The sequence below is a fragment of the Streptomyces sp. BRA346 genome (assembly GCF_052851135.1).
Genome location: NZ_JAIWIH010000006.1, coordinates 386,527 through 400,950, shown reverse-complemented (window position 1 = coordinate 400,950; position 14,424 = coordinate 386,527). Strand labels below are relative to the sequence as shown.

Here is a 14,424-nt window from a genome sequence, read left to right as displayed (position 1 = left end):
TGGGGAAAGGCCCCCGCCCTAGATCACGCGAAACAGATCCGCCGCCGCATGCACATCCCCAAGGTCGTCGACAGAGCGAAGGTTGTCGCACAACGCCTCCAGCACCGACCCCGCCTCCGCAGCCCGCGCCGTACCCACCGCCACACCAAAAACCCGGAACCCCAGCACCCGCTTGGCATCGTTCCACCCCCGCATCCACTCCTCCGTGACCCCGCACTCGTCATCGGTGATCATCACGATGTCCCCCCGCCTGCGCGCGGCATCGTTGAACTCCTCCTCCAGCACCTCACGCGCCACCGACAACGGCGCCTCATAGCTGGTCCCGCCGCCAAGAAACGTCTCCGCGAAATCGAGCACCCCATCGACACCGGCAGGCTGCCCGGCCGGAAAGCGAAAGACCCGCACCTTATCCGCCGCGGAAAACAAGATCCCCACGAAATCGCGCCCCGCCGCACGGGCCTGATCCAGCAACGCCAAGGCGCACCCCTTGGCCCACGCCTCCCGCGTAACCCCACCGGGCCCGGCCTCGTACATGGAGTGCGAGGTGTCCACGCACGCGATGATGGCGCCCTGCCCGGTGGCCTGCTCCCCCTCGCTGTCGTACAGCATCAGCTCCCCGGCGGCGTAGCGCGCGGCGAACACCGCGCGCAGCTCGGGCAGTCCGAGGTTGGCCAGCTCGGAGGGGATGACCCGGGAGAGGTCGTCGCCGAGCGTGACGCCGACCAGTTCCCCGGTGGCGTTCTCCACCTTGCGGGCGCGCTCGCCCCCGGCCATCTGCCGGAAGCGGCCGATCAGTTCGGCCCACCGGGCGAGACGGCCGGTGCGGAGCCGTTCGGCGAGCCGGGCACGCTGGTCGAACGGCATTCGTTCCAGCTCGCCGGGGCCGACGCCCCACGCCCGCATCAGCGCGCCCTCCTCCCGTACGGCCTCGGCCGCCTTCGCGGCCGCGTTCCGCGCGGCAGCGCGGATGCCGGGGGCGGCTGCGGCGAGCGCCTGCGCGGCACCGTCGGCGGCCTGCCGCGCCGCGGCCTCGGCGGCTTCGGCGGCGTCGATGGCCCGTCGTACGGCGTCGGCGGCCGCGTCGGGCACGTCGCCGCCCTCGTCGGCGGCCCCCTGAAGCGCCTCGCCCACGGCCGTGGCCGCACCCTCGGCGTCCCTCCGCGCCTTCCCCGCCCGCTCACCCCGCTCCTGGACCTCCCGCAAACGCTCCAGCATCCCGCGCAGCGCGGCGGCCTGGGCGAGTACGGCCATGGCGGCGGCGTACGGATCACCGGCCGTCTCCCGGTGCAGCTCGGCGAACTGCCGTGACTCCACCAGCGCGGTGATGACCTGGCGGTTGACCAGCCGGGAGGTATCCATCTCCGCCGGCTCCCGCACCCGCGGGCCGACCTTGTACGCGGCGAGGAACACATCGGCCAACAGGTCGTTGGCGTACTCGTAGCGCGCCCTCAGCTCCTCCGCCACCTCCCGCAGCCCGGCCGACTGCTCATACGTATCGCGCCACGTGACACGGTCGAACCGGTCCGCGACCACGGCCCCGGTGTGCCGCCGTGGCGCGGCGGCGGACCGGGCCAGCCATGTCCCGCCGAGGTGCGCCAGCTCGTCGAGGCTGCTCACGGCTGGGCCTGCACCATGTTCGCGTCCACGCCGAGCGCCTCGGTGAGGACGCGGGCGCGGACGGCGCGCTGGCGGCCGGTGACCCGATCGATGGCGGCAGTGGAACGCCCGGCTCGCGCCGCGTCCTCGCGCAGCTTCTCCAGCCGCTTCCCCGCCATGGCGAGCTGGTTGTGGGCCTTCTTGATGACCCATTCGCTCAGCGCCTCGCGGGACTGCCCCGCCATGGCGTCGAGCTGGGCCTCCAGCTCCTCGATGGTGTCGGCCAAGTCGAGCGCCTCCTTGGCGTCGGGGTTGACCAGGTGCAGTACCTCGCGCTCGACGGTCGGGCGCTGCGCGGGCGAATCCCACAGCACATGCGTCAGCACCGACAGATCGGCCTCGCCGACCTCCGGACGGCCGTCGAGGTACGCGGACGCCTGGAGCAGCCCCACCGCCTGCCGCCAACGGCGGTCGGAGGTGACGAGCTCCTTACGCCGCAGGGCGGCCCGCAGCGTACATACCGCGTCCACGATCGCGTCGGGTACGTCCACGGCCGGGACGTCCTCGGCCACGGCGTGCTGCAACGCCGCCAGCTCGACCGTGGTCCGCGGCGGCGCCACCGGACGGCCGACGGCGGACCGCACGAGCGCGGCGAAGTTGGACGGATCCGCCAGATACCCGACCTCGATCCGCACCAGCAGCCGGTCGTAGATCGCGGCCGAATCCTCCCCACCGGGCAGCTCGTTGCTCGCCGTGATGGCCCCGATCAGCGGACAACGGATCGGCTCGCCGCCGCTCTCGGGGTGGTAGATCCGCTCGTTGAGATAGCCCAGTGTCTCGTTGAGCGCGGCCGTGGAGCACTTGAAGATCTCGTCGATGAACGCGATGTGCGCGGTCGTGGCGCGCCCGTCGTACACCTGGCGGTACTCGCCCCGGGCGAGCGCGGCCACATCGATGGGGCCGAACATCCGCGTCGGCGCGGTGAACTTCGACAGCAGGATCTCCCAGTACGCCGCCCCCTCGACCCGCCCCGTCAGCTCCCGCGCCATCTCGGACTTCGCCGTCCCGGGCGGCCCGAGCACCAGCGAGTGCTGCCCGGCCAGAAGCGTCACGATCAGCGTCCGCACGACGTCGGCCCGCTCGTAGAAGCGGTCCGACAGCTCATCGCCGATAGCCCGCAGCCGCTTGGCCGTGTCGTGTCCGTCCATATCCAACTCCTCGCCGCGACGCCCGGTTGGGCTGACGGGGACGACGCTACGACGAGGTGGGGGGTGGTGGCGCCTTTCGCACGCGGGCGCGGCCGCGTGAGGTGGGTAGGGTTGTGCCCCCCCGGTTCCGCCACGCTGAGCAAGTGCAGATGCCGCTCACGCCCACGGGCCTGCCCGGGCAGCAGTGCACCAGACAGCCGCCCCCGGCGTTACCTTGCTCTCTACCGTCGGCCCTGACCACACCGGCTCAACCGGTAGGTCCCTCCAACGCCTCCAATAATCCTAGCGGCTCCTCAAGTTCAGGTTGATGGACCTCGGGCCGGGCCTGAGCCAGCTCACGCCGGATCTCCACCGCCTCCCGGATAACCTCCAACGCCTCCTCCCCCCGGCCCCAGACCAGCCAGAGTGATGGCGAGGTTGTTCAGGCTGCCAGCGAGGTTGGGCCGGAAAGCGTCGGGCCGCACCTGCGCCAGCTCGCGATACACCTCCACCGCTTCACCGATCGCCTCCACATTGGCTGGAGGCGCATTCCGACGAGCAGCTGCACAGGACCCGGAGAAATGGTGCGCGCGAATGCCTGGAGCGCGGCGGAGTCGTCGGCGACCGTCCGCACGCCGGAGGCCCTCGGCCTCCCGGACAAAGGCCGGACAGGAATCCGGACAGGCTCTGAACGGGCCGGACAGGGTGGCTTCTGTCCGGGACACCGGACGCCGTTGCCCGGCCCGCCCACGCCCCGCAATGCTCTGTCGCAGCCCGAGCAAGACCGCCGGGCCCTTCGACACCACAACGGGGAAAACTCATGAGGTTTCGCGCACAATTCGCCACCGCCGCGCTCTCCATGGCCCTCGTCGGCGGCCTGACGGCCGCGGCGACGACCACGGCCCAGGCCCGTCCGACGGACTCCACCGCGACCACCGCGGCGGCCGCGAAGTACTACCTGAAGTTCGACAAGAGCACGGTCACCAATTCCCGGCTCTCTCTGATGAAGAGCGTCTCCGGCCCCGACAAGGTCATCAAGAAGTACAAGGCCGGTTCGGGTGTCAACACCAACAGCTGCGCCCGCAACAAGGGCTGGCTGCCCAACGGCGACTACAAGATCCAGTTCCACCAGAAGAACTACCCCGGCAGCAAGATCCACGGCTACGTCATCAAGATCTCCGACAAGAAGTGCCACAACGGCACCAAGCGTGACGACCTGTTCATCCACAGCGAGATGACGCGGAACGGCGGACAGGGCAGGGCCGAGTCCGAGAGGTGGACCAACAGCAACCCGAACGACTACTACTCCAACGGCTGCATCAAGCTGAACCCAGCCAACATCAAGAACCTGTTCGCCAAGGTGGACAGCCTCGGCTGGTCGAAGCTGGCCAAGCTGAAGGTGGTCAGCTGACCGCGTTGCTCCCGACAGCGGTCCGCCGGCTCCGGCCGGCGGACCGCTCCGGCGTTTCACTCGCGTCACCCGCGCCCCGCCCCGAGGCGCGGAGCGGGGTCCGGGGCGGAGCCCCGCGGGGCCCAGGGGCGGAGCCCCCAACCGGGGAAAGGTCACCCCAGGCGCCCCAGCGCCTTCCGCACCTCCCCCACATCCCCCTCCGACGCCAACCCCGCGTGGTACAGCCGAATCTCATCCGCGCCCAACTCCACCGCATGCGCCGCGTCATCCACCAGCGAGGACGGCCGACCCCCCATCCCCGCGACCACCGTGAAGTTCGCGGCGAGCACCGTCCCCTCCCGCCGGTGCGGAACGAACGGCGGGAGCACCGCGGTACGGACCGCCGCGTCGCCCGTACACGGCAACACCACCCCGTCCGCGTGCGCCAGCACATCCGCCGGGTCGACGCCCACGTTGGCGCCCACCGCCCGCCGCGAGGGCACCGCGTGCAGCAGCACCTGAAAACCGGAACCGGGCGCCGCAGCCCGCACCGCCGCCACCGCGTCCCGCTGCAAGCCACTCGCCATGCCGTCCCGCCACGCCGCGAAGACGCCCGCCACATCCGCACCCAACGCGCCAGGCGCACCCCCCGCCCACACCGGCTCCAAGGCGCCCCGCACGGCAGCCCGCAGCTCCTCCGGGGACGCGCCCAGCCCCTCGTACCCCGCGCAACAGCACTCGCAGAAGCACAGCGACATCAGATACTGCGCCTCCTCCCCCAGCCCCACCCCACCGATCTTGTCGTGGGCGTGCAGATGGGCGAGCCCGTACCAACCGCACGACTCAAGCTCGACCCCGGCCACCCCCGGCCGCACGGCCGCCTCGACCGCCAGGTCGACCAGGTACTCCCGTACCTCGGGCCGCCCGATGCACGGCGCCCACGGGTACCGATCCCCGTACACATTCCGCACGGACGTGCCCGGATGGTCGTCCCCCAGCCGGGAGTTATGGGCGAGCACGACCCACGCGTGCACCTCCAGCCCGGCCCCGGCCAACGCCTCCGCCGCCTCCCCGAAGGGATCGGCCCCGGCGACCCACGCCTGCTCGTAGGGCCGGAGCGCACGCCCGGCCCACCGCTCCTCATCCACCGGATACAGCACCGCCGAATGCCGCGCCGTCACGATCCGGTGCTGCGGATGCCGGGGGGTCAGGGCCCGCGTCGAGTGGTACGCGGAGGCCAGGGTGACCTGCTGTACGCCCAGGTCGGCGATGCGCGCCGCCGCGTCCGGGTCGCCCACCACGTCCCACGGGTACACAAAGGCGGAGGACTTCACCTCACACCACCCTCCCCCACCAGCTCCAGGCCCCACTCGATCAGCTCGGTCAGCGCCTTCACATGCTCCGCGCTCGGCTCGCTCAGCGGCGCCCGCACCTCGCCCACGTCCAGCCCGCGCAACCGAACCCCGGCCTTCACCAGGGATACGGCGTATCCCCGCCCCTGGTTGCGCAGTTCGACGAGCGGCCGGAAGAAGCCGTCCAGCAGCCGGTTGACGACATCGTCCTCACCGGCCGTCAACGCCCGGTGGAACGCCAGCGCGACCTCCGGTACGAAGCAGAAGACGGCGGACGAGTAGAGGGTCACCCCGATCGCCCGGTACGCCAGCCCGGTCAGCTCGGCCGTCGGCAGCCCGTTGAAGTACCGGAACCCCTCCTCCGCTCCGGCCTCCCGCACCGCGCTCACGATGCGCTGCATCAGGTCCAGGTCGCCGAGCCCGTCCTTCAGCCCGATGATCCCGGGCACCTGCGCGAGCCGCGCCACGGTCTCGGGCACGAAGACGGCGTTGTCGCGCTGATAGACGATGATGTCCAGCCCCGTCGCCCCCGCCAGCGCGGTGTAGTGCCGGACCAGTCCCTCCTGGTCCGCCACCACCAGATACGGCGGCATGGCGAGCAGCCCGTCGGCCCCCGCCCGCTCCGCGAGCTCGGCGTACTGGATGGCGAGCGCCGTCCCGTAGCCGGCGCCCGCGACGACCGGCACCCGCACCCCGCCCGCGGCCTCGACCGCCGCGGCCTCTTCCACCGCCACGGTGACGCAGTCGTGGAATTCCCCGGGGGTCAGCGCATGGAACTCCCCCGTCCCACAGCACGCGAAAACGGCCCCCGCGCCCGCCTCGATGCCCCGGCGCACATGGGTGCGATACACGTCAAGGTCCAGGGCGCCATCGGGCCCATAGGCGGTCACGGGGAAGAACAGCAGTCCGTCTAGGCGCTCGGCAAGCGATGCCGAGGCTGAGGGGGCTGTGGTCACGGGCTCTCCCTGTCGCGTGCACGTTTCTGACCGACATCTATATTTATGAACGCGCTCACCGTAGGGCAGCCGTCGCGTACCGGTCAAGGGTCGGCGCGCGCATCGATCACCCTTGACGCCCCCACTCGCAATCCCTACGTTGTCCATGCATCTGAACCACATGCACATATACGCCCGGCGTCCGTGTACGTACCGTACGGAGGAGATCCGCCCATGTCCGCGCCCGCTCCCCGCACCATCCTCCTCACCGGCGCCGCCGGCGGCATGGGCACCCTGATGCGCGAGCTGCTGCCGCCGTACGGCTACGAGCTGCGCCTGTTCGACGTCGCCCCCATTCCCGACGCCCCGGACGCGATCATCGCCGACCTCGCCGACAAGGACGCGCTGCGGCGGGCCGTGGAGGGCGTCGACGCGATCATCCACCTGGCGGGCATCTCCCTGGAAGCCCCGTTCGACAAGATCCTCGCCGCCAACATCCAGGGCACGTACAACCTCTACGAGGCGGCCCGCGAGGCGGGCGTCCGCCGGATCGTCTTCGCGTCCAGCAACCACGCGGTGGGCTTCACGCCCCGCCCCGTCGGCGACGACGCCCCGCTGATCCCGATCGACACCCCGCGTCGCCCGGACACCTACTACGGCATCTCCAAGTCCTTCGGCGAGGACCTGGGCTCGTACTACTGGGACAAGTACGGCATCGAGTCCGTCGCCATCCGCATCGGCTCCTGCTTCCCCGAGCCGACGAACGTCCGGATGCTGTCGATCTGGATGAGCCCCGCCGACGGCGCCCGCCTCCTGCACGCCGCCCTCACCGCCGAGGACGTCGGCTACACCGTCGTGTACGGCAGCTCGAACAACACCCGCCTGTGGTGGGACCTCTCCTCCGCCCGGGCACTGGGCTACGACCCCCAGGACGACTCGGAGCCGTACGCCGCGAAGCTCATCGCCGAACACGGCGACCTGGACCCGGCCAACCCCGATCACGCCAACCTCGGCGGCGCGTTCTGCACCAACCCCCCGATCTGGCCCCACTGACCAACGGGTTCAGGTCAGGGCGAGGAGGCTGACGGCTACGGCGGCGGTACCCAGGCCGACGAGTTGGCCGCGGTGGATGCGTTCGGCGAGGACGCCGCGGGCGAGGAGGACCGTACCGGCCGGGTAGAGGGCGGTGATCACGGCGACGACGGCGAGGTCGCCGCTGCGGGAGGCGAGCAGGAAGAGGAGGTTCGCCAGGGAGTCGAGCATGCCCGCGGCGGCCGACATCGCGTACGCGGGCCGCTCGGGGCCCAGTGTGCGGCGCAGCAGTCCGGCCGCGGTCAGGGTGATGACCGAGGAGACCGCCCGGCCGACGAGCAGGGGGGCCACGCCGCTGTCGGACGGCGCCTGGTGCAGGAAGACGAGTTGGAGGGCGATGGCGGCGCCCGCGCCGAAGGCCAGCAGCAGGGCCGTACGGGAGGGGCGCGCCGCGCCCGCGCCGTGGCCGGCGCTGACCAGGACCACCGCCAGCAGGGCGAGCGGCAGGCCCACGAGCCCGGCGGCGCCCAGGCGTTCGCCCTGGAGCAGGCCGACGGCGACGGGCAGCGCGGCGGAGACGAGGGCGGTCAGGGGCGAGAGCACATTCATGGGCCCGATGGCCAGGGTGCGGTAGAGCAGGGCGAACACGGCGGCCGAGGCGACGCCCGACGCGGCGCCCCAGCCGAGGGCGCCGGGACTGAACGAGGCACCGAGCAGCGGCCACAGCAGCAGCTCGATCGCGAGGCTCGCCGGGGCCGCGATCATCACGGTGCGCAGTACGTGGGCCTTACGGGCGCCGAGGCCGCCGAGGAAGTCGGCGCAGCCGTAGGCGAGTGAGCTGCCCAGAGCCAGCAGCAGAGCGATCACAGCACATCCCCCCTGGTGATTGGAACGCCCAGACCGTAAGCCGAACCACCCGGCCAGTGTCAAATAATCAACCACGCGGTGCATTTCATTGGCCTCAGGGAATGCCGGGCCGACCCCGCCGGTTGATCGCGGCATGACTCAGACTCCGGCACCACGCCCGCTGTCCGACGCCGCCGCTTCCGCGCTGCTCGCCGCCCAGCAGTTCGGCACGCTCGCCACCGTCAAGCGCAGCGGCCACCCCCACCTCACCACCATGGTGTACGGCTGGGACCCCGAGGCCCGCATCGTGCGGTTCTCCACCACGGCGGACCGCGTCAAGGTCACGCACCTGCGGCGCAATCCGCGGACGGCGCTGCACGTGCAGGGCGGCGACCCGTGGTCGTTCGCCGTGGCCGAGGGGGACGCCTCGGTCTCCGAGGTGACGACGGTGCCGGGGGACGCGATCGGGCGGGAGCTGCTCGCGATGCTGCCGGAGGCCGCGAAGCCGCAGGACCCGGAGGCCGAGGACGCGTTCCTGGAGCAGCTGGTCGCCGAGCGGCGGGTGGTCATCCGGCTGAAGGTGGATCGGTTGTACGGGACGGCGTTGGACTTCGGAAACGACTAGGGCGTCGTGATCGTGGCGGGCATCGGGCCCTCCGGACGGACCGTGATGCCGAAGACGGTCGACGTCGGGGTGGCCCGGAACGCGGGCACGAAGGCGGGCAGCAGGTGCTTCAGCAGCTCGACCATCTCGCGCATCGCGAACTGCGCCCCCAGGCAGGCCCGGGCGCCGAGGCCGAAGGGGAAGTACGCGCCGTGCCGGGAGGAGCGGTCCGGCACGGCGAACCGCGAGGGGTCGAACCGCTCCGGGTCGGGCCACAGGGCCGGGTCGCGGTGGGTGAGGTAGGGGCAGACGAAGATGTCGGTGCCCGCCTCGACGCGGTACCCGGCGAGGGTATCGTCCTCGGCGGCGTGGCGCGGCAGCAGCCACGCCGACGGGTAGAGCCGCAGGGTTTCGGAGGCGAGGGCCCGGAGGGCGTTTTCGCGCTCGGGTGAGTCCGCCGGGCCCGCGTCGAGGGCCCGGCGACGGGCTTCGGGGTGGCGGTCGAGCAGCAGGTACAGCCAGGCCAGGGTGGTGGCGGTGGTCTCGTGTCCGGCGGTCAGCAGCGTGACCAGCTCGTCGCGGATCAATCGATCGGTGTATTCGGGACGGGTCTCTCCCGCGTCCACCAGGACGCGCAGCAGGCCGGGGCCCTCGGGCCCCGCCTCTCCCCGGCGGGCGGCCGCGATCGCGTGTTCGGCGACGGCGTCGATGCGCGCGAGGTCGGCGGCCACGGTGGCGCGCAGCGCGTCCAGGTCGGTCGACGCGGAGGGCGTCGTGGGGAGGGCGGCGCCCACCGCCTCGACGGCGGCGAGTTCGCGGTTGGTGGTCTCGTCGAGGGGGTGGCCGGTGAGGGAGCGCCAGATGGTGTCGAGGGCGAAGAAGCGCATGTCCTCGCGGACGTCGGTCGGGGCGCCGGTGCGGGCGGCGGCCGCCCAGCGGTCGGCGGTCCGGCGCGCGGCGGCGGCGATGCGCTGCTCGTAGCGGCGGATGCCCCCACCGGTGAACTGGGCCTGGAGCAGGCGGCGTTGCCGCTTCCACGGCTCCCCGGTGGCCGAGAGCACCCCGTCCCCGACGAGCACGCGCGCCCGGTGGGAGCGCTTGACGTAGCGGTCGGGGTGGAGGGCGAGGACGTGCCGTACCGCTCCCGGGTCGGTGACCAGCACCGTGGGGCGCGGGCCGAGCCGTACGGCGCTGACCCCGCCGAGTTCGCGCGCCTGGGTCAGCAGGTCGACCACCGCACCGGAGGAGGTACGCCACCGCTCGACGGCGGCCGGGTCGAGGAGCGGGACGGGGACGCCCTGCGGGGCTGCGGTGGCCAATGCGCTCTCCTGCTCACTCGTCGGACGCCCGGAACAACGACGCTCGGGACAACAACGCTCGTAACAACCCGCCCCGTACGATACGCCGTGTCAGGCGCCGCGCGCCGCCGCGAGGTCCACCACCAACCGCTCCTCGACCGGGACACTGGGGTCGGAGTCTCGGCCCCCGCATCCCTGGGTAGCCGTACCTGACGGCTGAAGTCGGCTATCGCCGGGGCGTGACGGCTCGCCGTACGGGCCACAGGTGCACGACGACCGCCCCCGCCGCGCTGGCGGCGATGGCCAGGGCCATCGGCAGGGCCGCCCCGTTGCCGCCGAGGCCCGTCAGGGGGGCGGCGAGGCCGCCCAGGGCGTACTGGAGCAGGCCCAGCAGCGCGGACGCGGTACCGGCCATCTCGGGGTGGCCGGACATCGACAGCGCCGTGGAGTTCGGCATGATCAGCCCGATGCTGGAGACCAGCGCGAAGAGCGAGACGAGCACGGCGGCCACGCCGAGGTCGGCGAGTACGGACAGCAGCAGCGCGCCACCACCGGCCGCGCACAGCGCGAGTCCGGCGCGGAGCAGCGCGGACGGCGAACGGCCGCGCAGCAGGCGGGCGTTGCCCTGGCCGAGCAGCACGATGCCCAGCGCGTTGACCGCGAAGGCGATGCTGAACTGCTGCGGGTCCAGGCCGTACGTCTTCTGGAGCACGAAGGACGACGCCGAGATGTACGCGAACATCGCGGCGAACGCGAAACCGCCCGCGAGGGCGGGCCGCAGGAAGCCCGGGTCGCGCAGCAGCACACCGAAGCTGCGGACCGTCTGCCCGAGTCCGCCGCGGCGCCGCCGCGCGGACGGCAGGGTCTCCCCCACGACGAGCACGGTGGCCGCGAGCAATACCGCGCCGATGACGGCGAGGACGAGGAAGACCCCGCGCCAGGACGTGAAGCGCAGCAGCTGACCGCCGACGACCGGGGCGAGGATCGGTGCCAGGCCGTTGACCAGCATGAGGAGGGAGAAGAAGCGGGCGGCGGCGGTGCCCTCGTAGAGGTCGCGGACGATGGCCCGGCTGATCACGATCCCCGCCGCGCCCGCTATGCCCTGGACGGCGCGCAGCCCGGTCAGGGCACCCACGTTCGGCGCGACGGCGCACAGCACGGACGCCACGAGGTACCCGGCGAGGCCGACCAGGAGCGGCACCCTCCGCCCCCACCGGTCGCTGAGCGGCCCGGCGATCAGCTGCCCGACGGCGAGGCCGATGAGGCAGCTGGTCAGGCTCAGCTGGACGGCCGCGTCCGGGACGGCGAAGTCCCGCGCGAGGGCGGGCAGCGCGGGCAGGTACATGTCCAGCGACAGCGGACCGAACGCCGACAGCGCCCCCAGGACGATGAGCAGCCGCAGCGCACGCGGGGGTGCGGGCGAGGTGGAAACGGGGGGTGCGGTAGCGACGTCCATGAGCAGTAGGGTAACCATATTGCTGACTGCTCAGCAATTGACGAGTCAGTGACTTATGCGGCACTAGACTGCCCGCAAGATCCATAGGGGAAGGCAGACACGCCATGGGGGCACGGAAGCGCACCGCCGCGGAGGCTGCCCGCGGGCCGCTCGTCCACGAATTCGGCCTGCTGCTGAAGACGGCGACCCACCTGGAACAGCGCATCAACGCCGCCATGCGGGCGGAGTCCGGGATCAGCCATGTGATGTTCGAGGTGCTGATCCGGCTGTGCAAGGACCCCGAGGAACAGGTCTCCCAGCGCGCCCTGGCCCAGGACCTCATCCTGACCAGCGGCGGGGTCACGCGGCTGATCGACCGCATGGAGGAAGCGGGCCTGGTCCGCCGCGTTCCGTCACCCGACGACCGCCGGGTCACGCTGGTGGAGACGACCGCGGAGGGCGAGCGGACGTTCGTGCACGCGGTGGACGTCCACGCCCGTATCATGGAGCGCTATTACGTCGCCCCCGTGACGGCCGACGACCGCAGCCGCCTCGCCGCCTCCCTGGAACGGATCACCACGGCACTCCTGGACGACGCCGCCGGAGAGCACCCCTAGAGCCTGCTGAGGGCCCGCATCGCCTCGCGTTCGACGCGCGAGAGCTCGTGGAGGAGCGAACCCGCCTGCGTGAGGTTCTGCGCGTCGCCGGTTGCGCCCGCTGTCGCGATGAGCGCGGCCACCTGTGTCCAGAAGGTGGCGGCCTCGGCGTACAGGCGGTGGCCGGTGCGCAGGTGGCCGCTGTCGATCAGCTCGGCACACTCGGCGAGGAAGTCCCGGTAGAGATTGCGGAACAGGGCACCGCCGGTCCCGGCCCTCTCCATGAGGTCGGCGGCCCGTGGCAGGTCCTCCCCCGGATTGTCCCTGCGCTGGAGCCACTTCGGCACCTGCTGGGCGGTCTTCTCGATGCCCCGGTGGCCCAGGTTCGCGATGGGCGGGTTCAGGAAGGCGTCGGCGCAGGTCTTGATCGCGGGGATGATCCGGTCCCGCGGTGACATCAGCGGTGACGTCGGGCCGCTGGGCGCCGTGAGGGTGAACGAGCGGTGCTTGGCGGTCATGGGGCCGCGCTCGGCCCTGGCCCTGGCCAGGCCGGAGAGGCTGGTCGAGACGGCTCCGCCCTGCGGGGCGGTGTCCACCAGGTAGGCGTCCCGTTCGTCGTAGCCGTACATCGCCACGACGTGCCCGCCGAAGTGCACCTTGGTGCTGAAGTAGTCCAGGTGGTAGCTGTCGAGCTGAAGGCCGACCGGTCGACCGGCGTCGATGGGTGCCGCCACGTTCTGCCACGCCTTGCGCGGGGACGTGGTCTCCCCGACCAGCAGCTCGAGCCCGAGCGCGGCGGCCAGGTTCCTGGTGAGCTCGAACGGCTTGACCCGGCCTCCCAGGAAGGGAAAGCCCATGGCTTTGCTGTCCCAGTAGATGAAGGACAGCCCGGAGCCGAGCCCGAACAGCATGGGTTCGGACAGGTCGAGTCCCTCATGCCGCAACAGCACGCCCAGCGCGGTCGTCTCGCAGTGCTGCATACCGCGGACGTCGATGTCCTTCACCATGGTCATGCTGGCCATTCTCCTGCCTCGTGGCCGGTGAACAGGTTGATCAGGCTGTGCGGTGCGCCCGCTCCGTAGAACATCTCGTGGACCTGGGTGCCTTCGGTGGCGGCCGCGGCGCTGCGGGGGAACATGGCCTGCTCGTACGCGGTGAGCGCGGCCTCGATGTCGTCCGGGTGCGCGGCGAGGGCCTGGCCCAGTTCGGCGCCGTCGTACATGGCCAGGTTGGCGCCCTCGCCGTTCGGGAGCGAGAGGTGGGCGGCGTCGCCGAGCAGGGTGACGCCCGGCGCCCGGGTCCATCGGTGCTCGACGGGCAGGGCGTGGAGGGGCCGCAGGACCGGTGCGGTGTCACCGTCGGCGATCAGCGCGGTGAGTTCCGGGGCCCAGCCGTCGAACTCCCGCGTGATCCGCGCGGTGGCCGCGGCGGGATCGGTGAAGTCGAGGTTCGCGAACCAGTCCCGCGGCCGGGCGAGCATCACGTAGGTGTGCAGGGTGCCGCCGCGCTCCCGGTGCGCCAGGATCCCCTTGCCCGGCGCGAGGGCGAACAGCGACCCGCCGCCGACCGCTTTCGCACTGGCCGGGTGCCGGGTGTCGGCGTCGAACAGGCAGGTCTCGACGGCCGACATGCCGATGTACTCGGGTGCCGCGGGAGAGAGCAGTGGCCGGACCCGGGACCACGCGCCGTCCGCGCCGACCAGAAGGCCCGTGGTGACGGTGGTGCCGTCGGCGAACGTCACCTCGTGGCGGCCCTCACCGAGGGCACGGGTACCGCTGACCTTGTGGCCCCACCGGACGGTGTCGGCCGGGAGCGAGTCGAGGAGCATCTGCCGCAGCTCGCCGCGCAGCACCTCGGGGTTGCCACCCGTACCGTCGTCGGCATGCTCGAACAGGACGGTCCCGTCCCGGTCGAGAACCCGTATCGCCTGGCGGCTCTCCAGGATGAGGCCGCGTAACGCGTCCATGAGGCCCGCCGCGCGCAGAGCAGGCTGTCCGCTGTCCTCATGGATGTCGAGCATTCCGCCCTGCGCACGCGCCGCCGGAGAGACCTCCGCCTCGTAGACCGTGGCCGGGATGCCGTGGACGTGCAGGACGCGGGCGAAGGTCAGTCCGCCGAGTCCGGCACCGATGATCGTGACGTCTGTGGTCATG

General features: G+C 71.8%; 13 protein-coding genes. 4 read left to right on the top strand and 9 right to left on the bottom strand.

Annotated features, from left to right (window positions below; genetic code table 11):
* Positions 1-18: 18 nt before the first annotated feature.
* Together LCH29_RS11620 and LCH29_RS11615 are read right to left on the bottom strand one after the other, a co-directional pair.
* Positions 19-1,617: a VWA domain-containing protein gene (locus LCH29_RS11620; protein WP_446461608.1), complete on the bottom strand. Its 1,599-nt coding sequence runs from the start codon at positions 1,615-1,617 to the stop codon at positions 19-21.
* On the bottom strand, positions 1,614-2,804 hold the full coding sequence (locus LCH29_RS11615; RefSeq protein ID WP_446461607.1) for an AAA family ATPase: 1,191 nt from the start codon (positions 2,802-2,804) through the stop codon (positions 1,614-1,616). Before LCH29_RS11615 ends, LCH29_RS11620 begins: the two co-directional genes overlap by 4 nt.
* 799 nt (positions 2,805-3,603) lie before the next feature.
* Between LCH29_RS11615 and LCH29_RS11610 the strand changes: the two genes are divergently transcribed.
* Positions 3,604-4,194: a L,D-transpeptidase gene (locus LCH29_RS11610; RefSeq protein ID WP_446461606.1), complete on the top strand. Its 591-nt coding sequence runs from the start codon at positions 3,604-3,606 to the stop codon at positions 4,192-4,194.
* 152 nt (positions 4,195-4,346) lie between these two features.
* Here LCH29_RS11610 and LCH29_RS11605 read toward each other — a convergent pair whose 3' ends face one another.
* Together LCH29_RS11605 and LCH29_RS11600 are read right to left on the bottom strand one after the other, a co-directional pair.
* Positions 4,347-5,507 carry a hypothetical protein gene (locus LCH29_RS11605; RefSeq protein WP_446461605.1) on the bottom strand — a complete coding sequence of 387 codons (1,161 nt, stop codon included), beginning with the start codon at positions 5,505-5,507 and terminating at the stop codon, positions 4,347-4,349.
* A complete protein-coding gene (locus tag LCH29_RS11600; RefSeq protein ID WP_446461604.1) occupies positions 5,504-6,481 on the bottom strand; it encodes a 5-dehydro-4-deoxyglucarate dehydratase in 978 nt (325 codons plus the stop codon). The genes LCH29_RS11605 and LCH29_RS11600 overlap by 4 nt, the downstream gene beginning before the upstream one ends.
* A 213-nt stretch (positions 6,482-6,694) precedes the next feature.
* Here LCH29_RS11600 and LCH29_RS11595 point away from each other — a divergent pair, with 213 nt between their 5' ends.
* Positions 6,695-7,513, top strand: a complete 819-nt coding sequence (locus tag LCH29_RS11595) for an NAD-dependent epimerase/dehydratase family protein (protein ID WP_446461603.1) — start codon at positions 6,695-6,697, stop codon at positions 7,511-7,513.
* Positions 7,514-7,522: 9 nt separating this feature from the next.
* Here LCH29_RS11595 and LCH29_RS11590 read toward each other — a convergent pair whose 3' ends face one another.
* Positions 7,523-8,359 carry an EamA family transporter gene (locus LCH29_RS11590; RefSeq protein ID WP_446461602.1) on the bottom strand — a complete coding sequence of 279 codons (837 nt, stop codon included), beginning with the start codon at positions 8,357-8,359 and terminating at the stop codon, positions 7,523-7,525.
* A 133-nt stretch (positions 8,360-8,492) separates the two neighbouring features.
* Between LCH29_RS11590 and LCH29_RS11585 the strand changes: the two genes are divergently transcribed.
* A complete protein-coding gene (locus LCH29_RS11585) occupies positions 8,493-8,963 on the top strand; it encodes a pyridoxamine 5'-phosphate oxidase family protein (protein ID WP_446461601.1) in 471 nt (156 codons plus the stop codon).
* Here the strand turns inward: LCH29_RS11585 and LCH29_RS11580 are convergent.
* Together LCH29_RS11580 and LCH29_RS11575 are read right to left on the bottom strand one after the other, a co-directional pair.
* Positions 8,960-10,261, bottom strand: coding sequence for a cytochrome P450 (locus LCH29_RS11580; RefSeq protein ID WP_446461600.1), 1,302 nt, complete (start codon positions 10,259-10,261; stop codon positions 8,960-8,962). The genes LCH29_RS11585 and LCH29_RS11580 overlap by 4 nt on opposite strands.
* 205 nt (positions 10,262-10,466) lie before the next feature.
* Positions 10,467-11,696 (bottom strand): multidrug effflux MFS transporter, encoded by a 1,230-nt coding sequence (locus LCH29_RS11575; protein ID WP_446461599.1) that lies wholly within the window; start codon positions 11,694-11,696, stop codon positions 10,467-10,469.
* Positions 11,697-11,800: 104 nt separating this feature from the next.
* Between LCH29_RS11575 and LCH29_RS11570 the strand changes: the two genes are divergently transcribed.
* Positions 11,801-12,292, top strand: coding sequence for a MarR family winged helix-turn-helix transcriptional regulator (locus tag LCH29_RS11570; RefSeq protein ID WP_446461598.1), 492 nt, complete (start codon positions 11,801-11,803; stop codon positions 12,290-12,292).
* Here the strand turns inward: LCH29_RS11570 and LCH29_RS11565 are convergent.
* Both LCH29_RS11565 and LCH29_RS11560 read right to left on the bottom strand, forming a co-directional pair.
* A complete protein-coding gene (locus tag LCH29_RS11565) occupies positions 12,289-13,284 on the bottom strand; it encodes a BtrH N-terminal domain-containing protein (RefSeq protein WP_446461597.1) in 996 nt (331 codons plus the stop codon). The two genes, LCH29_RS11570 and LCH29_RS11565, sit on opposite strands and share 4 nt — an antisense overlap.
* On the bottom strand, positions 13,281-14,423 hold the full coding sequence (locus LCH29_RS11560) for an FAD-dependent oxidoreductase (protein ID WP_446461596.1): 1,143 nt from the start codon (positions 14,421-14,423) through the stop codon (positions 13,281-13,283). Before LCH29_RS11560 ends, LCH29_RS11565 begins: the two co-directional genes overlap by 4 nt.
* Position 14,424 lies beyond the last annotated feature (1 nt).

What these genes read in the sequence shown, in the direction of transcription:
- LCH29_RS11615 (WP_446461607.1), bottom strand. Translation starts at nt 2,804, where the DNA reads ATGGACGGACACGACACGGCCAAGCGGCTGCGGGCTATCGGCGATGAG.
- LCH29_RS11610 (WP_446461606.1), top strand. Translation starts at nt 3,604, where the DNA reads ATGAGGTTTCGCGCACAATTCGCCACCGCCGCGCTCTCCATGGCCCTC.
- LCH29_RS11595 (WP_446461603.1), top strand. Translation starts at nt 6,695, where the DNA reads ATGTCCGCGCCCGCTCCCCGCACCATCCTCCTCACCGGCGCCGCCGGC.
- LCH29_RS11585 (WP_446461601.1), top strand. Translation starts at nt 8,493, where the DNA reads ATGACTCAGACTCCGGCACCACGCCCGCTGTCCGACGCCGCCGCTTCC.
- LCH29_RS11575 (WP_446461599.1), bottom strand. Translation starts at nt 11,696, where the DNA reads ATGGACGTCGCTACCGCACCCCCCGTTTCCACCTCGCCCGCACCCCCG.
- LCH29_RS11570 (WP_446461598.1), top strand. Translation starts at nt 11,801, where the DNA reads ATGGGGGCACGGAAGCGCACCGCCGCGGAGGCTGCCCGCGGGCCGCTC.
- LCH29_RS11565 (WP_446461597.1), bottom strand. Translation starts at nt 13,284, where the DNA reads ATGACCATGGTGAAGGACATCGACGTCCGCGGTATGCAGCACTGCGAG.
- LCH29_RS11560 (WP_446461596.1), bottom strand. Translation starts at nt 14,423, where the DNA reads ATGACCACAGACGTCACGATCATCGGTGCCGGACTCGGCGGACTGACC.